This window comes from Haloarcula amylolytica JCM 13557 (assembly GCF_000336615.1).
Classification (GTDB): domain Archaea; phylum Halobacteriota; class Halobacteria; order Halobacteriales; family Haloarculaceae; genus Haloarcula; species Haloarcula amylolytica.
In genome coordinates this window covers 16,610-37,917 of sequence record NZ_AOLW01000020.1, presented here as the reverse complement: position 1 = coordinate 37,917, position 21,308 = coordinate 16,610, and the positions used below count along the sequence as shown (strand labels likewise).

Below are 21,308 nucleotides of genomic sequence, written 5' to 3'. Positions count from 1 at the left end.
GGCGGCTTGGCCCCGCCAGGAGTCCGGTCATGCCGACCTGGCTACAAACCTGAAACTCCCAACCTAGCGGTGCGGTGCCGCGGGAATCCCGCGCCTTCAGGCGTGGGAGGAGGTCAATCCTCGGTTGCCGTCCGCAGTTCCTCGATAGCCGTCTCCAGTCGCCGGAGCGTCGCATCAGCGTCGGTGTAGCCTTGCTCGTACTCGTCGTATGCGTTGTCGGCTTCGCTCAGAAACGCTTCGACGGCTTCGTGCATCTCGTGGTCGCTCATGGCTGTCCCGACGGTAGCCGACCGGAAAAGTCCCGCTACTTGCTGGTTACTGCGTCACATCGTAGTCGACGCTCGCGTCGCGGAGGGCGTCGGTCACACGACCGACGGTGTCCTGTGTCGCGACGACGACGGCATCGAGTCCCCGAGATGCGGCGTCGGCGGCCACCTCGCCCGCCGCGAAGTGCGTCGTCGGTTCGATGTCGGCATCGCGGAGCGCGACGACGGCCTCGACACCCGCGGCGGTGACGATGGGGGCGTCCGCACAGGCCGCGGCGATGTCGTCGACGTTCTCGACCGGCCCCGACCGGACCGGCGGGACCTGTATCACGCTGACGTGGCCGGGGTCGAGGTCGATGACGCCCTCGAAGCCGGTGACACCGACGACTTCGCCCTCTGCGGCGCTGGTCGTCGTCACGCCCGTTGCGTCGCCACCGCCGGGGTCGGCGTGCAACAGGCCGTCCGACAGCGAGAGCGTGACCGTCTCGCCCTCAGCCAGGTCCGCCGTGGCAATGGCGGCGTCCTCCTGCACGCTGCCAAGCACGTCGTCGGTGACGTGGTCGGCGAACCGGCGCACGTCGGTGGCGGACTGGAACACCCAGTCGACGCCCTCCTTGGTGACGCGGTAGCGCGACCGCCCTTCCTTCTCGACGAGGCCGTCGTCGACGAGTTCACGGATGTACTCGCTGACGGCCTGGCTCGTCACGCCGACGGCGTCGGCGATTTCGCCCTGACTCACCGCGGGCTGGCGCTCGGCGATCTCCACGAGGACCCGAAACCGCGTCGCGGCCCGCTTGTTCTCCAGGACGTCGACCATACAGAAGTCACGGGAGTCGCAGGTAAAAATACCACCGACACTGTCAGGCCGAGACATTCGGCCGCGGTCCGGCCGCCTGCGATGGGGCCCGTCGCCGTGACCGACAATATAACCGTCACCAGCGCCGACTGGACGGCGATGACAGCCAGTTACGACGACCGGGCGCTCCTGCTCGGGGAGACGCTCGTCGTCGCGGATCTCCACGTCGGCCGGGGTACTGGTGGGAATCTCGAACTGCCGGTCGGGTCCGGTTCGGACATGGTCCAGCGGTTCCAGTCGCTCGTCGAGCGCCACGGCCCCGAGGAGGTCGTCGTCGCCGGCGACCTCCTCCACTCGTTCCAGACCGTTCCTCGGTCGGTCGAGAGCACCGTGGCGGGGCTCAAGAGCGCCTGTCAGGAAGTCGGCGCGCGGTTGGTCGTGACGCCGGGCAACCACGACACGATGCTCGACAGTGTCTGGGACGGCCCGACCGAGACGGAGTACTGGGTCGGCGATACCGTGGTCTGTCACGGTCACGAGGCTCCCGAAGTCGACGCAGAGCGCTACGTCGTCGGGCACGACCACCCGACCATCTCCATCGAGGGCCAGCGCCGGCCCTGCTATCTCGCCGGGAGCGGCCAGTACCGCGGCAGCGACGTGGTGATGCTCCCGTCGTTCAACAGGCTGAACGCCGGCGTCGAGGTCAACGAGATGCGTGCCGGCGACTTCCAGTCTCCACTCGTCACCGACGCCGACCGACTTGAGCCGGTCGTCTGGGACGAGAGCGGGCGGGAGACCCTGTCGTTCCCGCCGCTGGGTGAGTTCCGTCGAATGTTATAACGGTAAATATTTGGCCTGCGACGGTGGACGCTGGAACATGGTTCAGACAGAAATCGCGCTGGGTCTCATCGCGATTACGCTGCTCTCGCTACTGCTGCTGTACTTCGCGACGATAAAGTACGTCTCGGAAGTCCTCGAAGGGGAGGGACACGACCACGAGGGAAACACGAATAGCGGCGGTCCGGCCGCATAGGCCGCCGTTCCCTTCCTGCAGTCGTATCGGCGTTTTCCTTATCGAAGCAGATCAGCGGCGACCTTGCCGCTTTCCAGCGCAGCCTGTATCGACGACCAGCGGGTGTAATCGCCGGCCAAGACGGCGTTCCCGTCCGGCGCTGTCGGGTCCGGAAGCGAGTCCCGATACCCCGGCGGCTGGGCGAACTGCGCGAACGGGACGCGGTCGGTCCGGAGCAGTTCCAGCGCCTCGAAGCTCGCGTTCGGATACCACGACCGAAGCGCATCCCGGACCGCTGCGGCCAGTTCCGCGTCGTCTTCCGCCGGCGTCCCGAGGAACGTGGCGCTGTACAACTCCATCCCGGCGGGGGCGTACTCGCTGGCGACCGCCGACAGCGGCGCGACGGTGTTCGGCCGGTCGTCCGCCGCGTTGAGGATGATGCGCTGTCCGGTCGTCGGTGCGCGATTCGTCGGGAGCGCGAAGTACTGGGTGACACAGCCGACCGGCTCGGTCGGAATGGCGTCGATGTCCGTCAACTCCGCCGCGGTTCGCGGGTCCGTCGCGACGACGGCGCTCTCGGCCGTCACCGTCTCGTTGCCCACTTCGGCAGTGACCTCGCCTTCGTGGGTTTCCAGGTCCGTCACGGCCGCGTCGGTTTCGATGGTCGCGCCCGCTGAGCGTGCGCGGTCGGCGAGCTGTCGCGGCATCGCCTGCATCCCGTCGGCTGGGACGAATATCTCCCCCTCGCTCAGCATCTTGTAGGTGTACTCGAAGATGCTGCTGTCCGTTCCCAGCGAGCGGTCAAGCGTGATGCCGCCGTAAAAGGGCGCGGCGAACCGCTCGACGAACCGCTGTGAGAAGCCGTAGTCGGCGAGGTACTCCCGGATTGTCTTTCCACCCCGGGAGAGCAGTTCGACTGGCTCGACGTTGGCCAGCTCGCGCTGGAGCCGGAACAGCCGGAGCTTGTCGGCCGTGCGAACGTCGGTGTTGAGCACCGTCTGAGGCGCGGCCGAGGGGTTCCGGAGCGGGTCCGACAGCACCGAACGGTGGTTCGGACTGGCGATGGTCGCGCCCGGTGTGAACGTCCGCGGAGCCAGCGCCTCGATGTCGAGTTCGCGCTTCGCCGCGGGGTAGGCGGTGAACATGACCTGGAACCCGCGGTCGAACGTGTAGCCGTCCTCGTGGGTCGTCCGGACGCGACCGCCAACGTCCGAGCGCTGCTCGAAGACGGTCACGTCTCGGCCCGACGCAGCCAGGTGCCTGGCGGCGACTAGCCCGGAGAGCCCCCCGCCGGCGACGACGACATCTGTCATACTTCCCAGTTCGACCGCCCGGGACAAGAGCGTGCTGAAGCGGGACCGGACCACACTTGGTCGTCCCGTCCACAGAGAGAACCATGGAGACGACTGCGGCGTTTCGCGGCCTCATCTGCACGGCGTGTGGCGCGGAAACCGACAGCACGAGCGACCGCTGTCCCGACTGCGGCGGCGTTCTCGTCGGCGACTACGACGTTCCTGACCTGACGCCCGAAGCGCTGCCCGACACGACGGGACCGGGCCGGTACGAGTCCCTTCGGCCCTTCCCGCAGGACGCGACGGTGACGCTCGGCGAGGGGGCGACGCCGCTGGTCCCGGTTCCGGACCTGGCCGAGGAACTCGGCGTCGACTCGGTGTACGTCAAAGACGAGGGGCGCAATCCCACGGCCTCGCTGGGCGACCGCAGGCTCTCGCTTTCGGTCACCGCCGCCGCGCAGCGCGGGGCTGAGCGCGTCGTGACGCCCTCGACGGGCAACGGCGCACAGGCCAACGCCGCCTACGCGGCCCGCGCGGGCATCGAATCGAAGGGATTCGTCCCCTCGCGCTGCCCGTTCCTCAATAAGGCGATGGTGAACGTCCACGGCGGCGATATGCGCGTCGTCGAGGGCCGGTACGACGACGCTGTCTCGGCGTTCGACGAGGAACTGGCCGAGGAATCCGACGGGTGGGTCCCGGTCGCGCCCGGCCACCCCTTCCGCATCGAGGGAGCCAAATCCGTCGCCTTCGAGACGGCCGACGACCTCGACTGGACGGCCCCAGACGCGGTGGTCCACCCCACCGGCCACGGTGAGACTCTCGTTGGCCTCGAACGTGGGTTCCGGGCGGCTGCCGACAGCGGCCTCACGGACTCAGTCCCACGAATCTACGCCGCACAGCCGGACTCGACGGCCGCCATCGCTGACGCCGCGAGCGCGGGCGACGACGAACCCGCGACCATCGAGCACCCCGACACCATCGTCGGCCCGCTGGAGGTCCCCGACCCCGCTGCTGGCGCGGCGGCACTCGACTCGCTCGACCGCTCGGGCGGCGACGGCGTCGCCGTCCCGGACAAAGACATTCTGGCCGGCGCGGTCGACGGCTGTGAGATGGGGCCGGAAACCGGCGCGACCGGTGGGACAGCCATCGCCGGCGCGCGAGCGTTGGCCAACGATGGGGCCTTCGACGATAACGATGTCGTGGTCCTCGTGAATCCCGTCGCCGGGAGCAAGGAGGCGGACCTGCTGCGCAGCCACCTCATGAGCCAAGGTATCTGAGCAACCGGCCGAAATGCGGGGGTGTTACAACATCCCACGATTCGGTGTTGTTTAGCCCGTCGTGGCACAACACAGGCCCGATGCGCACTGCAGCGTTCCGTGAACTCACTGGGCCGGACGGCGTCTCGATTATTAACCAACCGACCCCCGAACCCGGACGCGGTGAAGCGGTGGTCTCCGTGGAGGCGTGTGCCATCAACCGCCACGACCTCTGGGTTCTCGAGGGGGACTCCGCGATGGTCGACACGGACGACCTGCCGTTCGTCAGCGGCCTTGATGTCGCCGGCACCGTCGATACTGTGGGCGAGGGCGTTACTGCCGTCGAACCCGGGGACCGTGTGGTCCTCTGCCCGAACGAGACCTGCGGGACGTGTCGCTACTGCCGCGAGGGGCCGGAGAACCTCTGTGAGAACTTCTCGCTGTACCACGGCGGCCTCGCCGAGGCGGCCCGCGTGCAGGCCGATCGCCTCGTCAGGCTCCCCGACGGCGTGGAGACGGTCGACGCGGCTGCCCTCCCGACAGCCTACATGACGGCCTTCCATATGCTCCGCCGGATTGAGGCCGGTCCGGGGGATCTGGTGTTCATCCCGGGCGTCACCGGCGGTGTCGGCGTCGCAGGCGTGCAACTCGCGTCCGTTCTCGGTGCTCACAGCGTCGGGACCTCGTCCTCACAGGCGAAACTGAACCGGGTCGAATCGCTCGGCCTGGACTACGCCATCGAGAGCACCGACCCGGACGAGATTCGAGCGGCGGTCACCGACATCGGAACCGTCGACGGCGTGCTCAATCATCTCGGTGGCGAGTACACGCAGCTCGGTCTGGACGTTCTCCGACGCGGCGGCCGGATGGCGGTCTGTGGACGGACGGCCGGTGGCACATCCGAGATCGATATTCCCGACCTGTTCCTCGGTCACAAACGAGTCATCGGGAGTACGATGGGGACGCAGGGCGACCTGGAGAGACTCGTCGGGCTCGTCGCCGACGGCAACCTCACCCCGGAAATCGACGAGACGTACTCGCTGGAGGAGACCGGTGCGGCGTTTGCGGCGATGCAGGACCGCGATGGCGTCGGGAAGTTCGTCGTGACGCCGTAGTCACCCCCGCGACCCGGGACGGTGTTTCTCCGGACCGATTCCGGTGGAAACGGGGCAAATGTGAGGCCGTCAGTCTATCCCTCAGCCGCCGCCACTCACCGAGCGACGATGACTGGAACGGGTGAGTTACGGAACACTGTCTGGGCGACGTTCCCGACGACCAGTCGATCGGCCAACGCGCCGCCGTGACTTCCGAGTACGACCGCATCGAAGTCGTCGGCTCTATTCAGAATCGCCCGAGCCGGATGTCCCAGTTGTACCTCGGTGGTGATTTCGACATCGTACTCGGCAGCGATCTCCCGAGCGTCGTCGAATACCGCCTCCGAACGCTCCTCCGCGGCCGCTTCGACGTCTTCCGAAAGAGCCAGTGCCGTGGCCGCTCCCCCCAACGGTGACGGTCCGCCCACGACGTGTAAGACAGTAATCTCCGCCCCAGGGTGGTTCTCAAGGGCGTACTTGAGCGCTCGCCGGGCCATCTCCGAGTCGTCCATCGGAACGAGAATCTGTGAGATCATATCCCGACTACGGTCAGGTGGCTGATAAAACGGTGGTGCGCTTGTCTCATACTGTTGGCTGTAACTATTTCAAGATATTCGCTACCTTGAGGTGGCGAAATTCTTCACAGACTTACAGCCGACGGTATCAGGATAAGCGACGTATTACTACTGTGGTGATCTTCTATCTCGCTACGGCTTTTGTCGGGTACTGTGTCGGTTGAACGAGGCGTGCGAGATGCAGCACGCGTACGCGGCATAAGATGATTCTCGAATGAACGACGCTACTTCGTGGTGAGAATCGAACGTAGTGTTAAATCAATAGCCTGTCAAACTGTGTCCATGAGCCGAACGATCGACTCGATTCTCGTGCCGACCGACGGCAGTGACGGCGCGCGGATCGGTGCCCGGCGAGGTATCGATCTCGCTGCCACAATCGGTGCCGACCTCCACGTACTGTCAGCGGTTGACTCCCGTGACATCGAACCGGATCTGAATTCTGACGGGCAGACTGACCGGGAGCGTCTCCTCGAAGCGGAGGCAGAACGAGCGGTAGATTCCATCGCCAGACTCGCCCGGGCACATCTCTCTGGGCAAATCACGACCGCTGTCGAGTCGGGCATCCCGTTTCAGGTGATCAACGACTACGTCGATACCCACGACATTGATCTCATCGGTATGGGGACACAGGGGCGGACAGGGTTCGAACGGGTTGTCCTCGGGAGTGTCGCAGAAAAGACGCTCCGGACCGCAGATGTCCCGATTGTCACGGTAACGCCGGACGGGGACATCGTCGAAATCGGCGACCAGCGGTACGACAACGTTCTGCTCCCGACTGACGGCAGCGAGGGCGCAGAACTCGCGATCGAGTGGGGAATCACGCTAGCTGAGGTGTTTGACGCGACGATACACACGATGTATTCCGTCGATACGAGTCGCTTCGGCGGCGTTGAGGGGGCAGCCGAGATTCACGACGCGCTTGAGCAGACCGGCCAGGAGGCACTCGAGACGGTCCATGAGCGTGCCAGGGATGCAGGCGTCAGTGTCGCGGGTAATATCGCAAGCGGCCCGGCTGCACGCACTATCCTCTCCTACAGCGAGGAACACGATATCGACCTCATCGCGATGGGAACACACGGTCGATCCGGCCTCACGCGATATCTGACCGGAAGCGTCACTGAGACCGTTGTCCGTAATGCGGCTGTACCGGTCTGTTGTGTCCCGATGCAGTGACACGCTTGTCGGGTAGCGCCCTCCGGTCAGTCATCGCCTGGCGATACCCGCTGGATTATCGACCGATTCTCGGGTGAACAACGCGTTCGAGAACCGCTGTCTGATATCCTACGATGCCCGCTGTCTCGACGCGCCGGACGCGTGCTGTTTCGCAGTCGTGTACGCCTCTCTGACGCGCTTGAACTCGTCCTCGTTGCCGCCGTGATCCGGGTGGACCTCCTTGACGCGCTCACGGTAGGCCGATTTCACGTCGTCCAGTGATGCATTCTGTGTCAGTCCCAGTTCGCTGAACGCCTGCACTGTCGGGTGTGGTTCCTCCTCCGGGTCCGGGCCGAGGTTGACTTCAGGTGTCTCGAAGGGAAGGCGTGCGCCGAGATAGACCCCCGGCATCTCGTGTTCGACCAGTACGGGAACGGTCGGCGACCGCTCGATGCGGTAGTACGCCCGGGCGTCGAACGTGATCGCCACGTCCCGTTTCGGCAGGTAGAAGGCGACGTGTTGCCCCTCGACGAAGTGGTTCTCGGCGAACTGCTCGTCGATGGCGGTGAGGTACTCCCGCAGCTCCGCGCGGCGTCGCATCTCTCCGCCGTCGGTCGCCTGTCGGTTCGGCCGCTCGGCCGGAAACACACGATTGGCGAGGACGAACAGCCCGGCGACGACGAGGGTTCCGGCGACACCGAGGACGAGCCCGAGGAGCAGCCACTCCGGTAGGACGCCCGGTTCTGTCTGCACGCCCCTCCGTTAGGCTCCAGTGGTAAAGAAATTCCCGCTCTCCGGTAGCACCGACTCCGCGGTCACCAATACCGAGACACGGGAACGGCAATCCGACTCAGCCGATGTACCTGAGGTCCTCGTCGGCGGGCGACGGGGAGTTCTGCTGTTCCATTTCCTGGATCTTCCGGACGACCTCCTCCATCTCGTCGGCGCGGTCCTCAAGCGAACTGTAGTCGACCTCGAACCCGATGACGTCCTGAAGGATTTCGAGGACGGCCTGCGCGCTCTTGGGATCGACCAGATAGCCCGATGTTTCGCCCATGAGACAACTGGCCGGTACGTCCCGGCGCTTGCTCAGGCCCAGCAGCAGGCCGGAGACGCCGACGATGCCGCCGGCCGGTTCGTCCTCGCGGAAGGCCACGCCAGCGTCCTCCAGCGTTTCCTTGAACTCCTCGGTCGTCGTCGCGCCGAGTACGTCGTACTCCTCGATGAGTTCACCGGTCGGGACGCCGCCGAGGGCGAACACCCGCTGGACGCCGAACTCGTCGGCGATGTCGAGGAACGTGTCGGTCAGGCCGTAGTGGCCCTGGTTGTCCTGCGCCTGATGGTCCCCGGAGAGGACGAGCAGGTCCTGGCCCTCGTCGGGGGTGACAGCGTGGAACTCGGCGCAGGCGAGTTGTGCCTGGCCGTCATCGATGCTGACCTGCGGCGGGAAATGCGTCGAGTAGACGCGACGGACGAGCTCGCTTTCGAGCTCCTCCAGCAGGTGTTCTGCGGCGAGTTTGCCGACGTGGCCGACGCCGGGCAACCCCTCGACCAGTACCGGCTCGTCGAGGTCGGGGTCCGCTACGCGCTCGATGTCGAATTCGTCCATACGGCTTATTCGCGGCTGCGGCGCTTAAGAGAACGTCGATACTCGCCGTAGCTGTCTTCGGGCGAGAACGGCGCGGGTGCACTGTTGACCGCCTCGTGTCCGCACTCCGGACAGGTGTCGTCCAGCGTGTACACCGGCCGGTCGTGTTCGGATTCCCAGGCGGCACAGACGTGGATATCCGATTTCATCGGTGAATCACTGGTGCGACAACCGACTTACTCGTCGTCTTCGCTACGCTCGCGGTGGAACTGCCCCGAACCACCGTGTTGCTCGACGACCTTCGCGGCGCGGTCCGCGCTCTCTTCGAGCGCGTCCTCGGCGGTCTTGTAGTCGGGCGCTTGCACCTGGATGCGGTACTCGGGCGAGCCGACGTAGGTCACTTCGAGCTCGATCTCGTCGGGGACCTCGCCGTTGCCCTCCGCGGCCTGGAGCGCCTCCTTGATCACGTCGACGCCGTCGCTTTCGGGACAGGAGAGGTCGACGTAGCCGGTGACCTGCACGTACGGCACGGAGACGTTGTTCCGTGCCGTCTGGACGATGGCGTCGATCTCCTCCTCGGAGAGGTCGACGTCTTCGAGGGCGTCGTTGCCGTGGATCGCCGCCGACTCGAACCCGTCGTACATCGAGCCGAACTCCGCCAGCAGTTCGTTGGCGATGGCGGCGTAGGTCTCGTCGTCCAGGTCCTCGCCGAAGGCCAGTTCCATCCAGTTGTCGGCCTTCTGCTCGTTTTTCCACTCCTGAATCTTCTCTTTTCGCTGGTGGTCGTTGACGTCCTTGATCGAGAGGTCGATCTGCTGGGCGCTCTCGTCGACGTCAAGCACTTTGGCAACGACTGTCTGCCCTTCGTTGACGTGGTCGCGGACGTTTTTGATCCATCCGCTGGCGACCTCGGAGATGTGACAGAGGCCGCGCTTGCCTTCGTACTCGTCGAGGTCGACGAACACGCCGAAGTCCTCGATCTCGTCGATCTTGCCGACGACGAGTTCGCCCGGTTCGGGCCAGCCGCTGTATTTCATCCTATCGGGCCTCGACGACGGCGGTCACTTCGCCTTCGATGTCGGCCTTGCCGCCCGTCGGGCGGGCGATGGTGTGGCCACAGACGGCACACGAAACTTCGCTCGCGGCCTTCTCGAAGAGGGTCTGTTCGTTCTCGCAGTCGGGGCATTCGACGGTGATGAAGCTTCCTGCCATCGTTACTCCTGGAACTCCAGTCGGCCAGCGCGCCATCCCTCGCGGAGGTGGGCCTTCCCACACTCGCCACAGCGGTACTTGAGGTCCGTCTTCTTGGTGGGCTTGTCGCCACCCGGGACCTTCGAGAACTTGCCGTCGTTCCCGATACCGGAGTTACGCTCGCGCTGGCGGTCGATCCACTTCATGCCGGTCTGACGGCCGCTACGGACTTTCTCGACCTCGTGTTCCTGGTGCTCGTTACAGTGCGGACAGTACGTATTGAATCGTCGTGGCATCTGCATAGATATCGGCCTTACCGAGCGATTTGACGTGGCCGCTTAAAACCCGTTTGGTTCGCACCTGTTGTGCGGCGCTCGATTCCCCGCTGCTGTGACTGAGTGACCGGCGCTACGACAGCTATCCCACACCGTTACCGGAACCGCGCGGAGGGACCGGTCGACTCGATTCGGACCGCGCCGAACACGTCTGACGTGTCTGCCCCGGCCACCAGTTCGAGATTCACCGCTTCGCCAGCAGAGAGCGACCCCAGCTTCATCGCCAGTTCCTCGTCGATGTAGTCCACGACCTCGTAGACTTCGTCGGCTTCGACGTCCCGGAGTTCCATCCGTCCGTCGTCGTCCATCGGGCTGACGACGACTGAGGCCCGCTCGCACGACCGCTGCTGTTGTTTCAACATACACGACTGTCGCTATTCCGGATATATAAATATCCGCTATCAGGATGTTTACCATCTAAACACTATCGGCAAGAGTATAAGGTCATTCTAGTCACAGGTAGTTCACCTGTCGCCCGCTGTCGGCTAGTGCGTCGTGTCGCAATCGCCTTCGAAGTCACTAAGTACGCTGTTGGCAAAGGAACGGGCATGAAGAAGCTCATTATCCACGGCGACCCGGGGCTGCGAAAGGGCGGCCGCATCGAGTACGAAGACGAGGAGTACGAGGTGTTCTCGGTCTCGCGGCAGGGCGACTGGCACGGCCCGGACCGACCACAGCTCTGGTGTACCATCGGCTCGGAGGACGAGGAAGAGACGTTCAAACGGCAGGAGTACATCCCGATGCATCTGGACACGGACGACATCGAGGCCGAGGCCGTCACCGTCCTTCGCGAGCGCGCGCCGCCGAACGCCGAGTCCTGACCGGCCCGACACTGCGCGCTGAGTAACCGCCGTTCGCCCGCAGCAATCCGCTCTCCGTTTTCAGAAGTACTCCGGTCGCACCTGATAGATAGTGACGCCGTCGGCCTGTTTCGCCACGGTCACGCCCTGTAGCTGGTCGACAGTCACGTCGCCGTAGCGGGCCCGCTCGGCCGGCCCGACGTAGACGTAGCGCACGTCGTACGCTTCGAGGAGGCGACGCTGCTCGGTCGCGTCCCCGGTGTAGATCGTCTCCACGTCGTCGACGCGGCGGTCGTACACCGTGTCGTTGCGGTACTGGGCCTCGTGTGTCCAGCCGGCGACGGTCGGCAGGCCGGTCAGGCTCGACGGTGCGCTTGCGCCCTCACCGTCGTCGGCGTTCCACTGATAGCCCGCGGGCGCGGCCGTGACGATGGTCGGTCGGCCCTCAGTGTTGTCGTCGAGCCACCGAATCGCCTTGGCTTCCTCTGGGTGGTCGTCGTCGAGATAGGCCAGCCCGTCCAGTGTCGGATCGCCCGCGGCCTCGACGTGGTTCGAGAGCGCGAACACGCCGTACAGCGACGCCGAACAGACCAACAGGGCGACGAACGCTCGGACGCCGATGCTGGCCCACGCTCGCGCGCGGTCGTCGGTTGGCCGCCAGCGGGTGAGCAGCCACGCCAACACAGGGCCGACAGCCACCCCCCAGAGCACCCACACCTGCATGTACGTCTTGAAGACGGTGTTCATCCGGCCGATGTTCTCCCTGACGAAGACGAACTCCACGAGGAGCACGAGGCCCGCGCCGGCGAGAATCAGCACGGCTTCGAAGCCGACAGGTCGGTCGCCGCCGTCAGCCAGCGCCGGGACCGCATCGACGGTTCGGTCGAGCGTCGGGGAGCGCGCGAACAGCCACGCGCCGACCAGCAGGGGGGCGAGCAGGCCGACCGCCGCGACGTCGAGCGTGGCCGCGAGCGCCGCCGTGCCCACGGTCACGAGCCCGACGATGCGGGCCGTGCTCCGCCCGACGGCACGCCCGGTCTGGGCGTACAGGTACAGCCAGAACGGGGCGACGAACAGGCCGTGGACGGCCAGGAGCTCAAGCAGCGAGGTTCGGTCGGGCAGGACCGCTATCTCGCGTCCGCTCGCCGGGCCGAGCCAGAACGGGAGCGACCAGAGCAGTCCCAGCACGAGCACGACAGCAGCGACTGCCAGCCCCAGTCCGATTCGGACGCCCTCCTGGCCCGGCCCGTTCAGCCGGAGTCGCTGTCCGACATGCTTCGGCAGGAGCGTCGTCGGGTCGGCCGGCGCGACGGTGACCGTCAGCAGGGCCAGCCCGCCCATCGACGGGAACGACCAGGTGTTCGTCACGGCCATGATGCCGGCGACGGCCGGGAGCGCGCCGAACAGCAGTGCGACCCGTCGGCGGCGTTCGGCGGCCGGCGTCTGGTAGTAGCTGAAACAGAGCGCGGCGGCCAGCAACAGAAAGCCCGTGCTCATCATGTGTGCGTGCATATCGCCGTTGAGCCAGGCGAACAGCGGGAACTCGTCGATGACCAGCGCAGCGCCGGGCTCGTACGTTCCGAAATCGGCCGCGCTATCTTCGATGACGCGGCTCGCGTCCCAGTAGCTAAACGAGTCCGGACCCGATGCGAGGCCGTCCAGTTCGTAACCGCCCCGCTCGACGACTGTCTGGCTCAATCCATCGGGCAGAAGCCAGATGACGAACTTGGCGGGTGTCGACAGATTGCTCGCGATGCCCACACAGAACGCCGTGAGGCCGGCTGCCAGTCGTCGTGGGAGACCGCGTTCGCTCGCGACAGCGCCCGCCAGTCCGTACGCCGCCGTGACAAGCGTCGCGTAGAAGCCCGCCAGCGCGAGATTGTACGCGAACTGTCCCGCGGTTCCCGTTATTCTGGTGAGGATCGCCGCGACGAGGTGCCCGCCGTAGTAGTACGCGACCGGTTCGCCGGCGAACCACATGTCCTCTAGCGGGAGGCTGTCGGCCCGCACGAGCGACTGCAACAGTCCGAAATCGAGGAACTTCTCGCCGCCAATGGGGACGATCCCGGGGTCAAGCGCGCGGATGCCGACGACGAACAGAAACGCGACTGTGAAGACGCCGGCCGTCTCGGCATAGGTTCGAGCGTTCGGTCCGCCATCAATCCACCAGACAGCTAGCGTACTCACAGCGAGAACGCCGACGCCGAGCCAGACACCGACTGTCAGCGAGAGGCGACCGGCGAAGTAGGTGACCAGCCACAGTATCGAGACGGCGACCGGGACGCCGAAGGCGAGCCCGCGGTCGGCGAAGCGAGGGAACAGCAGTCCAGCGACGGTCCCGCCAGCGTACAGTAACAGGAGGTAGAGGGCGAGCCAGGAGGCGAGGAGCCCGTATTCCATCAGTGAAGGGACCGGTTCGCTGGCCTATACGCTTTTTCGTTGCTCCCGGACTTATGACCTGATTAGGGACCGGTAGCTTCGAACTGTTTTTACTTCCGCCTGTCCGATTACTCGGCAATGTCGCCGACCGTTGGGGTTGTCCTCCCAGCCTACCGTCCCGACATGGACCAGCTCGGGACCTATATCGCCGCTATCGACGATGCCCTCGATCCGCGGACTATTGTCGTCGAACTCGATGCGCCACGAGACGGCGTCCCTGCACAGCTCCGGTCGCTCCCGGCAGCGGTCCACACTGTGCCCTACCGTCGCGGGAAGGGCGCAGCGATCACCGCCGGATTCGAGCGGTTGGAGACGGACGTGCTGGCCTTCGTCGACGCCGATGGGTCGACACCGGTCCGCTCGCTCGAACGGATACTGGACCCGGTCACCGACGGCCGAACGGACCTCGCTGTTGGCTCCCGACGTCACCCGGACGCGACGGTCGCCACCCATCAGACGTTCGCCCGGCGGTTCCTCGGCGACGGCTTCGCGTGGCTCGCCGGCCAGTTGCTCGACGCGCGGCTGTACGACTACCAGTGCGGTGCGAAAGCCATCGGCGCGGCCGCCTGGGAGCGTGTACGCGACCATCTGTACGAACCCGGGTTCGCGTGGGACGTCGAACTGATAGCTATCACCGCGGCGCTGGACCTGTCTATCGAAGAAGTCCCCATTGAGTGGGAGGACAAGCCAGGCTCGACGGTGTCGCCGATACGGACGTCGATAGACCTGCTCGAGGCACTGCTGACGGCCCGTCACCGGTCGAAGCAACTGCGCGATGATCGCTTCCACACGGCTCTGGCCGATCACCTCGACGAACCAACCGCCCTTGTCGAGAAAGACCGATGATGGACATCGAACAGCAGGTTCGCCGCGTCGTTCCCGACCGGTTCGAGTCACTCGTGTCGGGCGTCCGGTTCGGCCAGTTCGTCTCCGTCGGTGTCGTCGGCGCGGTCAGCGACAACACGGTCCTCGCCGTACTCGGCCTGGCGTTCGGCGTCAGCGATATGTGGGCCAAAGCCGCCGGCGTCGAGACGGCGATCCTCGTGATGTTTCTGGTCAACGAACACTGGACGTTCGCCGGCCAGGGTGACACCGGCCGCCGTTCGTTCGCCAAACGGCTCGGGAAATCCCATCTGGTCCGGTCCGGCGGTGTCGCGGTACAGCTCGCCGTCTACTGGCTGCTTACGCAGTGGCTGACGGTTGAACTCGTCGTCGCCGGAACTGATCTGTGGTTCATCGCTGCGAGCCCGCTCGCGATTGGAGTCGCGATGCTGGTCAATTACGTCGCCGAGAGTATCTTCACCTGGCAGGTCCACGCGGACGAGTGAGAATAGCGCGTTACTAACTCACGGACGGCACTCGAATCACAACCCTTAATGAGGGGACCGGACTACGAGAAGGTAGCGGGATGGGATAGCCAGGAGATTCCGGCGGGCTCATAACCCGCAGATCGGTAGTTCAAATCTACCTCCCGCTATATTCTGTCGCTCACAAATCCGTGAACGACTGGAGTAGTCCAGTAGATTTGAAGTAGGTCACGAGCGACCAAAGGGAGCGACGTGAACGTGGTTCAAATCTACCTCCTGCAATGTTTTCGCGCTGCAGACTGCTTTCAGCCTGTTCACCGCTATTGCTCACTGCTGTGGAGGTACCCTTCTCTGGCCGCTGTGAGTGTTCGGTACAGCGTGGTGACCAACGCTGTGGCGAGCAGCACGCCAAGGACCTGTGCAGCCGTATTCTGCGTCTCGAATGCCCACGGGAGCGACAGCGCTAAAAACCCGATAGAGACGATAAGTCCGGCGAGTGTCGTGACGGTGACTAACAGATACCGGGCAGCACGCTGAAATGAACCGCCGCGGTCCAGCGTAGCGAGCCCGTATCGCTGTACCATCGCCCCCTCCAGCGCCAGCCAGAGTGCCAGCAGTGCGGCCACGCTGAAGCCGATGGTTCCAAGCGGGTCCGGAACCGCGACTCCTATTATATCGGCGATAATTCTGCCTGCGAGGACGAGTAGCCCGAGCGTCAGTGGCCCAAGCAAAGCAAGTGAACTAAACAGTGCGGCGAAATCCTTTGTGCGGGACCGAATGGAGGGGGACACAACAGCCGGTATCGGCTCAGATTTTTGTAAGCCTACTGGTGACTACTGGCGGCTCGCTCTCGACTCGCTACAGGAACCGTATCAACAGCCGCTCTAGTCGTCGCCGTGCTCGTCGACGATAGTGACTTCGCCGTCGATGACCTGGACGTTGATCAGCGTCTTGGCGTCGTACCCCGCCTCGTCGAGCTTGTTCGTCCCGTCGGCTTTCTTGATCACACAGACGATATCGCGGATGTCTGCACCGATGTCTTCGAGCGCGCCCGTGAGTCCGGCCAGCGTCCCACCGGTCGAGAGCACGTCGTCGAGCACGAGCACTTGGTCGCCCTCGTACACGTCGTTGACGTACATCTCGCTCTCGGAGTAGCCGGTCACCTGAGACAGCGATACCTCGCCGTCGAGTCCGTACTGGCGCTTGCGGACGACGACGAGCGGGATATCGGTCATCAGCGAGACGGCTGTGGAGATGTGGATACCCATCGCCGCCGGTGTGACGATTTTGTCGACGTCGTCGAGTTCTGCCTTCCGGATGATCTTGATGACGATCTCGCGCAGAAGTTCCGGTCGAAGCATCGGGACCCCGTCGCTGATGGGGTGGACGAAGTAGTGATAGCCTTCCTTCTCGATAATTGGCGCTTCGAGTAGGGACTTCTTGAGTCGGTCCATGCTGGCGGTACTACAAGCCCGTACTAAAATTCTCCGTCACCGACTCAGTAGAGCGCCAGCAACTCACCGAGCGCTCGCATCATCGGCAGGAGGTGCGCATCACCCAGTGCGTAGTACTCGACGGTGGTTAGGAGTAGAAATACGGTCGCAACGCCCGTTGCGGCACCGAGAAGCACTGTACCGGCCTGCCCGGCTCGGTCTTCGGAGCGACCACACAGTGCCCAGATACCGAGTGGAATAGCGATTCCAAGCGCGAGCAGCGCGTGCAACTGGAACGCTTCGCCGATGCCGTTCACCGTCAGCGCGACGAACACCACAGTCACTTGCCCGCCGATCAACACGGTCCCCGCAACTGTCCAGAGGAACACGTCCCAGTGGTCCGCGAGGCTCCCGCGTACCGCTGGGAGCCGCACGAACAGATACACGCCGAGCGGATAGAGCGGGAACAGATACCGGGCGGTCACCTGCGCGTGCAGCGGCAAGCGGCTGTTGTACAGCAGGACGACGCCGACGAACGCCGTTATGGCGAACGCGTCCACGACACGGTCGGCGCTGAGCGTCCGGTCGGCCATCGACGAGGGCAAACGCAGCCGTCGGACGACTGGAAGCGCGCCGAGCATAGCAACGAGCACCGGTGCGGATTCGAGCAGCGAGAGATTGACGGATTCCTCACCGGTGTTATCGAGCGCGCCGCTCGCACTTCCTGATCGGACGAACGCGTGATACACGTCATCTGGTTGCTGCTGGAGTGTTTTGAGTCCCGAAACGAGTTCGCCGCCAAGCAGCAGCAGTGGCCGCATCCCACTTTCGAGGATCCCGAGCAGGGGTGCCAGCGGCGTGAGCAATCCACCGGACCCGCCACTGCCGCCACCGACACTACCACCGCTGCCGCTTGCACCGCTCGCAGTATTGCCGCTGAGAGAGCCGACACGGGAAACCACCCTCGGGGGCTTGACCGGAGACCCGGAGATTGCGATATTAGTGATGATGAACGGCAGCAGGGAGAGGGCGAAGACGATGCCGATACGAGCGAGCGTCCGTGGGCTGTTGTCCGGAGCTGTCGGGATGTCGACCAGCGCCAGGGCGACACAGAGCAGGAGCGCTTCCGGAGCGTGTACCCAGGCGTACAGTCCCACTGTCGCGTAACCGAGCGCGCGGAAGGTCTGACGTTGCGTGATAACTGCCCCGTCTGCTGGCTCGCGGCTTCGATAGAGGCAGTACGCGATGCAGACGACCACCGTCCCGGTGACGGCGTGGCGCTTCGGCACCGTCGCCCAGAAGGCCAGCGGTGTCCCGGCTGTGAGCACCACGGCGCTCAGGAGCCCCAGCCGGCGTGTGTGCATCCGACTGAGAAGCCGATAGAAAACCACCGGCGTAAACGCCGCGATGAGGAGATGCGTCAGTTGCAGCGCGTAGAGATGAGTTCGGCCGGCGTCAAGTGGCTGTGCCAGCGTGACGTTCAGCCCGAACAGTCCCAGCACGGCAACGGTACCGCCGTAGAGGACCCAGTCGCCGTCGGTGTAGTGACTGCACTGGACCACCAGTGCCAGCAGCGCGAGCGACCAGAGCGCGACCAGTGCAATCCGGAGTTCGACGACAGCGGTGAACAGGTCGAGCACGAATACGGCCGGCAACGAGAGGACAACAACACCGTAGTTGCGCGCGTACCACTGGCCGCCGTATCTGTTCGCCCCCGGTGTATCGAGTCCGGGGCCGTAGGCCGCTTCAGTCATCGCTAGCTGTCCGTTCGAGAGGCTGTACAACCCGTTTGCCAGTGTGTAGGAATCGGTTATCAGGAACGCCGTCCGCCACAGCAGCCCGAACAGCACGACCGTCGCGAGAAACACAGCCAGGCCGAGCCGGTCGCCGAACAGCACCGAATACACCGTCTCGCGGGTGTTCGATAGCGCAGGCGTCCGCTGTCGGAGACGCCCGACGAACTCCGTCGCCGTCATTCGACCACCGATATCGTGACATTGCGCGTCGCCACTACGCCGTGGCCCGCCCCGTCGCGCTTGCTCACGGTCACCGTGCCGTTGTACTGTTCGCGCTCTATCTCCCCGTCGGTGAACGTGTCCGACGCCAGCGTCAGGTCGTACGTGTCACCGGCCGAGTCGTCCAAGAAGTGATTCGTCGTCCGCGTGTACCCCAGTTCCTCGATTGTGAGTTCGTAGACGAGGGTCGGCCGTCCGGTCCGATTAGCGAAGTGTACGCGGACCGGCGGCACGTTGAGGTAGTAGCTCGCCGCGCCGTAGGACCCCTTCTCAATCGTTACTTTCTCCGGCATTTCAATCGCGGAAACCGTGACGTTGCCCGATTCGAGCGCCACCGGGTCTGGCTCGGATGCCAATGTGACGCCGGGGACCAGCGGGCCGGAAAGCAGTGTGACGCCGAGTATAATGGCGATTACACTGGTGACAACAGCCCGCGTTCTTTCCATTGTTACCAGTCTCTAGATATCTGGCAATAAAAGTATCGTGACGACTTCTCGTGTTTGATTCTGGGTTGGCGACTCTGACGACAGAAGCCCTTCTCTGAGTTGGTTGCCCAATCTATTGGACGGGACTGAAAGGGGATTCCTATGGTTGAGATAACATAAGCACTGCAGCAAAGCGGGAGGGGAGCGAGTCGTAGTAGCCCAGTGTCCGGGGCGCTTTCTGGTTGTTTAGATCTGCTGCTATCAAAAGACGACACTGCGCTGCCGCTCAGCGGCTGAAAAACGAAAAATTGTGGCCAGATTATGCGTCAGGACCGGTGTCCTGTGCGAGCGTCGCAGAGGTGTCGCCCTCAACGGGCTCGTAGACGACTCGGAGTTCGTAGGTGCTTTTAGCTGCTACATTTATCGACTGACCAGCCGTCACTTCACTGCTACTACCGAACTTTTCGTCCCAGCTATTGTCCGTAGTTGACCCTATATTTATTGTAGAACTACTATACAGTCCATCACTACTATCCGCGAATCCGCTACCACGGACATACATTTCTTGTGCTTCAATTGAATCCCCTCCATCGTGAGTGACTGATATCACACCAGCTGCGTCACCACCGGAGAGGTCTCCAAGTTCATCGTACTCCCATGAGAAGCTAGCCTGCGGCGTTGCCTGCTGTGCCTGGTCGCCGAGACCAAGCACGAAGGAGGCGATTACTGCGGCCAGAATGACCGTGATTGCGACCATCAGGATGACCCCGATGACCGGCGAGACAGCGTCGTCGTCGTGGATGAGTTGTTTGATATCCATGGTTTGTTCGACGCACACCGCGAGTGTGACCCGAGTAGGAAGCCCTTATAGTTCGAAGGAATTCCTTACCGGCTCGCGGGGTGTGCTGACTCAACCACATGAGATGTGCCCACTTATACTCACAACACGTTTTAGCCGTTCAACATCGCCTTGAAAGCCTTCAAGGCTGGCTGTACCGCCGAAATTCGATATGGCGGTGTGCGGATAGTTCAGCGGTAACCGAGACAAACGAAACGATACAGGCCGTGAAATAAACAGGAGTTTAGTTGTCGGACTCGGCTTCCTGCGCTACATACTCCGTCAGTGTCATCTCACGACCGGCGTAGGTGTGATAGCCCGCGGAGACGCTGAGTACGACTGCGATCAGCGTGGCCCAGACCAGCGGCGGAATTGCCGTGAAGGGATAGACGCCGACCCAGAGGATCGTCACGATTGCCAGACTGACCGCGCCGAGCGAGAGGTAGTACTCGCGCCAGGGGAACTCGCTTCCCGGCACGATTTCGAGATAGACGGTGAGTTCCTCCGTGTGTGCAGTCTTGGAGATCGTCCCGTTTTCATCGTCGTAGTCGATGATACCCGTTTCGTCCATCCGCGGGAGATGGGACTGCTGTAACGTGGTGTAGACGCGCTTCCGTTGCGCGCTCGTAACCTCGGTATCCGGGCACTCGTACTCCTGTGCGGCGACGTGTGACGCGAGGTCGCCGAGCTGTACTGGCCCGTCGTGTGCCCGTAGATACTGCAACGTGTAGCGACGCCGTTCGTTCTGCAGGACGTCGAATATCTCGCCTTTGGAAAGGTCCTCGTCCGTCGTGGAGTCCGACCGTTCTACCTGCTTACTCATATCATATTCTCCAGTTCCCCACCACCCATCGCAGGGAATACAGCCAAACTCAGAGTGTGCATTAGTTATAAACTCATGGATTTCATTGCCGGAAAAAACGATATGTCGCGAGCTTATGCGCTCGGTCCGGTTGCAGAGGCGAGCGTTGCGGAGCTGTCGCCATTTGCGGATTGGAAGACCACTCTGAGCTCGAAGGACTGTGAACTAACGCCAACTGTTGCCCGGTCACCAGCAACTACTTTACTGTTATCTCCGCTCGTAGCACCACCGATGTCACTGATCCACTCGCCTGTGGTGGTAAGATCTGACCCACGAACATAGAGGTTACTTCCTTTAATTGAATCACCGCCGTCGTGAGTAATGTCTACCTCACCTGAGCTTCCCGCACCACCAGTGCTATCGTAGTCCGTACTAAAGCTGGCTTGCGGTGCCGTGTTGCTGACCTGATCGCCCAGACCGAGGACGAATGTTGCGATAACGGCCGCGAGGATGACCGTGATTGCGACCATCAGGATGACCCCGATGACCGGCGACACAGCATCGTCGTCGTTGAAGAATCGTTTGAGTTCCATTGTTGTGTCCGCACGCATCAACAGGTCCCCCTGTTATGCCGTGCTTATCGAATCGTAGCTATGGAGATATATAAGTCTGCACCTGTATTATCAGAGACT

At 63.5% G+C, this 21,308-nt stretch carries 27 protein-coding genes and 1 tRNA gene; 9 read left to right on the top strand and 19 right to left on the bottom strand.

Features of this window, described 5'->3' with window-relative positions; translation table 11 throughout:
• Window positions 1–113: 113 nt before the first annotated feature.
• Together C442_RS22155 and C442_RS11390 are read right to left on the bottom strand one after the other, a co-directional pair.
• Window positions 114–269 (bottom strand): hypothetical protein, encoded by a 156-nt coding sequence (locus tag C442_RS22155; protein ID WP_008310562.1) that lies wholly within the window; start codon window positions 267–269, stop codon window positions 114–116.
• 46 nt (window positions 270–315) lie between these two features.
• Window positions 316–1,083, bottom strand: coding sequence for a DUF7839 domain-containing protein (locus C442_RS11390; RefSeq protein WP_008310559.1), 768 nt, complete (start codon window positions 1,081–1,083; stop codon window positions 316–318).
• An 81-nt stretch (window positions 1,084–1,164) separates the two neighbouring features.
• Here C442_RS11390 and C442_RS11385 point away from each other — a divergent pair, with 81 nt between their 5' ends.
• Together C442_RS11385 and C442_RS22150 are read left to right on the top strand one after the other, a co-directional pair.
• Window positions 1,165–1,902, top strand: coding sequence for a metallophosphoesterase (locus C442_RS11385; RefSeq protein ID WP_008310558.1), 738 nt, complete (start codon window positions 1,165–1,167; stop codon window positions 1,900–1,902).
• 37 nt (window positions 1,903–1,939) lie between these two features.
• Complete coding sequence (locus C442_RS22150; protein WP_008310556.1) at window positions 1,940–2,095, top strand: hypothetical protein; 156 nt, start codon at window positions 1,940–1,942, stop codon at window positions 2,093–2,095.
• 38 nt (window positions 2,096–2,133) lie between these two features.
• Here the strand turns inward: C442_RS22150 and C442_RS11380 are convergent, their stop codons facing one another.
• Window positions 2,134–3,387: an NAD(P)/FAD-dependent oxidoreductase gene (locus C442_RS11380; RefSeq protein WP_049942949.1), complete on the bottom strand. Its 1,254-nt coding sequence runs from the start codon at window positions 3,385–3,387 to the stop codon at window positions 2,134–2,136.
• Between the two features lie 83 nt (window positions 3,388–3,470).
• Between C442_RS11380 and C442_RS11375 the strand changes: the two genes are divergently transcribed.
• Both C442_RS11375 and C442_RS11370 read left to right on the top strand, forming a co-directional pair.
• Entirely contained in the window at window positions 3,471–4,643 is a 1,173-nt protein-coding gene (locus tag C442_RS11375; RefSeq protein WP_008310553.1) for a threonine synthase, read from the top strand.
• Window positions 4,644–4,723: 80 nt separating this feature from the next.
• Window positions 4,724–5,737, top strand: coding sequence for an alcohol dehydrogenase catalytic domain-containing protein (locus C442_RS11370; RefSeq protein WP_008310551.1), 1,014 nt, complete (start codon window positions 4,724–4,726; stop codon window positions 5,735–5,737).
• A 95-nt stretch (window positions 5,738–5,832) separates the two neighbouring features.
• Here the strand turns inward: C442_RS11370 and C442_RS11365 are convergent, their stop codons facing one another.
• The gene (locus C442_RS11365) at window positions 5,833–6,252 is read right to left on the bottom strand and encodes a universal stress protein (RefSeq protein ID WP_008310549.1); all 420 of its coding nucleotides are present in this window, start codon (window positions 6,250–6,252) and stop codon (window positions 5,833–5,835) included.
• 321 nt (window positions 6,253–6,573) lie between these two features.
• Here C442_RS11365 and C442_RS11360 point away from each other — a divergent pair, with 321 nt between their 5' ends.
• Window positions 6,574–7,464 (top strand): universal stress protein, encoded by an 891-nt coding sequence (locus C442_RS11360; RefSeq protein WP_008310547.1) that lies wholly within the window; start codon window positions 6,574–6,576, stop codon window positions 7,462–7,464.
• Between the two features lie 108 nt (window positions 7,465–7,572).
• On the opposite strand, the gene C442_RS11355 is transcribed toward C442_RS11360, so the two are convergent.
• The 7 genes from C442_RS11355 to C442_RS11325 form a co-directional block, all read right to left on the bottom strand.
• A complete protein-coding gene (locus C442_RS11355) occupies window positions 7,573–8,196 on the bottom strand; it encodes a J domain-containing protein (RefSeq protein WP_008310546.1) in 624 nt (207 codons plus the stop codon).
• Window positions 8,197–8,293: 97 nt separating this feature from the next.
• On the bottom strand, window positions 8,294–9,052 hold the full coding sequence (locus tag C442_RS11350) for a proteasome assembly chaperone family protein (RefSeq protein ID WP_008310544.1): 759 nt from the start codon (window positions 9,050–9,052) through the stop codon (window positions 8,294–8,296).
• 5 nt (window positions 9,053–9,057) lie between these two features.
• Complete coding sequence (locus C442_RS11345) at window positions 9,058–9,240, bottom strand: RNA-protein complex protein Nop10 (RefSeq protein WP_008310542.1); 183 nt, start codon at window positions 9,238–9,240, stop codon at window positions 9,058–9,060.
• 27 nt (window positions 9,241–9,267) lie between these two features.
• A complete protein-coding gene (locus C442_RS11340) occupies window positions 9,268–10,068 on the bottom strand; it encodes a translation initiation factor IF-2 subunit alpha (protein ID WP_008310540.1) in 801 nt (266 codons plus the stop codon).
• 1 nt (window position 10,069) lies between these two features.
• The gene (locus tag C442_RS11335; RefSeq protein WP_004518703.1) at window positions 10,070–10,243 is read right to left on the bottom strand and encodes a 30S ribosomal protein S27e; all 174 of its coding nucleotides are present in this window, start codon (window positions 10,241–10,243) and stop codon (window positions 10,070–10,072) included.
• A gap of 2 nt (window positions 10,244–10,245) precedes the next feature.
• Window positions 10,246–10,524: a 50S ribosomal protein L44e gene (locus C442_RS11330; RefSeq protein WP_004593654.1), complete on the bottom strand. Its 279-nt coding sequence runs from the start codon at window positions 10,522–10,524 to the stop codon at window positions 10,246–10,248.
• A 128-nt stretch (window positions 10,525–10,652) separates the two neighbouring features.
• The gene (locus tag C442_RS11325; protein WP_008310538.1) at window positions 10,653–10,919 is read right to left on the bottom strand and encodes a hypothetical protein; all 267 of its coding nucleotides are present in this window, start codon (window positions 10,917–10,919) and stop codon (window positions 10,653–10,655) included.
• Window positions 10,920–11,105: 186 nt separating this feature from the next.
• On the opposite strand from C442_RS11325, the gene C442_RS11320 reads away from it, so the two are divergent.
• A complete protein-coding gene (locus tag C442_RS11320; RefSeq protein ID WP_004593652.1) occupies window positions 11,106–11,378 on the top strand; it encodes an HAH_0734 family protein in 273 nt (90 codons plus the stop codon).
• 60 nt (window positions 11,379–11,438) lie between these two features.
• Here C442_RS11320 and C442_RS11315 read toward each other — a convergent pair whose 3' ends face one another.
• A complete protein-coding gene (locus C442_RS11315; RefSeq protein WP_008310535.1) occupies window positions 11,439–13,757 on the bottom strand; it encodes a DUF2298 domain-containing protein in 2,319 nt (772 codons plus the stop codon).
• 117 nt (window positions 13,758–13,874) lie between these two features.
• On the opposite strand from C442_RS11315, the gene C442_RS11310 reads away from it, so the two are divergent.
• The 3 genes from C442_RS11310 (at window position 13,875) to C442_RS11300 (ending at window position 15,273) form a co-directional block, all read left to right on the top strand.
• Window positions 13,875–14,642, top strand: a complete 768-nt coding sequence (locus tag C442_RS11310) for a glycosyltransferase (protein WP_008310533.1) — start codon at window positions 13,875–13,877, stop codon at window positions 14,640–14,642.
• Window positions 14,642–15,124 (top strand): GtrA family protein, encoded by a 483-nt coding sequence (locus C442_RS11305; RefSeq protein WP_008310531.1) that lies wholly within the window; start codon window positions 14,642–14,644, stop codon window positions 15,122–15,124. Before C442_RS11310 ends, C442_RS11305 begins: the two co-directional genes overlap by 1 nt.
• 74 nt (window positions 15,125–15,198) lie before the next feature.
• A tRNA-Met gene (locus C442_RS11300) sits at window positions 15,199–15,273 on the top strand.
• Window positions 15,274–15,423: 150 nt separating this feature from the next.
• Here C442_RS11300 and C442_RS11295 read toward each other — a convergent pair.
• The 7 genes from C442_RS11295 to C442_RS11265 form a co-directional block, all read right to left on the bottom strand.
• On the bottom strand, window positions 15,424–15,834 hold the full coding sequence (locus C442_RS11295) for a hypothetical protein (protein ID WP_239642296.1): 411 nt from the start codon (window positions 15,832–15,834) through the stop codon (window positions 15,424–15,426).
• Window positions 15,835–15,987: 153 nt separating this feature from the next.
• Window positions 15,988–16,557: a hypoxanthine/guanine phosphoribosyltransferase gene (gene hpt / locus C442_RS11290; protein WP_004518711.1), complete on the bottom strand. Its 570-nt coding sequence runs from the start codon at window positions 16,555–16,557 to the stop codon at window positions 15,988–15,990.
• Window positions 16,558–16,601: 44 nt separating this feature from the next.
• Window positions 16,602–18,512 carry a hypothetical protein gene (locus tag C442_RS11285; protein WP_008310522.1) on the bottom strand — a complete coding sequence of 637 codons (1,911 nt, stop codon included), beginning with the start codon at window positions 18,510–18,512 and terminating at the stop codon, window positions 16,602–16,604.
• Window positions 18,509–18,997: a hypothetical protein gene (locus C442_RS11280; RefSeq protein WP_008310520.1), complete on the bottom strand. Its 489-nt coding sequence runs from the start codon at window positions 18,995–18,997 to the stop codon at window positions 18,509–18,511. The genes C442_RS11285 and C442_RS11280 overlap by 4 nt, the downstream gene beginning before the upstream one ends.
• Before the next feature lie 298 nt (window positions 18,998–19,295).
• Complete coding sequence (locus C442_RS11275) at window positions 19,296–19,796, bottom strand: type IV pilin (RefSeq protein ID WP_008310518.1); 501 nt, start codon at window positions 19,794–19,796, stop codon at window positions 19,296–19,298.
• Window positions 19,797–20,058: 262 nt separating this feature from the next.
• Window positions 20,059–20,637, bottom strand: a complete 579-nt coding sequence (locus C442_RS11270) for a DUF7344 domain-containing protein (RefSeq protein ID WP_008310516.1) — start codon at window positions 20,635–20,637, stop codon at window positions 20,059–20,061.
• 113 nt (window positions 20,638–20,750) lie between these two features.
• A complete protein-coding gene (locus tag C442_RS11265; RefSeq protein ID WP_008310513.1) occupies window positions 20,751–21,209 on the bottom strand; it encodes a type IV pilin in 459 nt (152 codons plus the stop codon).
• Between the last annotated feature and the right edge of the window lie 99 nt (window positions 21,210–21,308).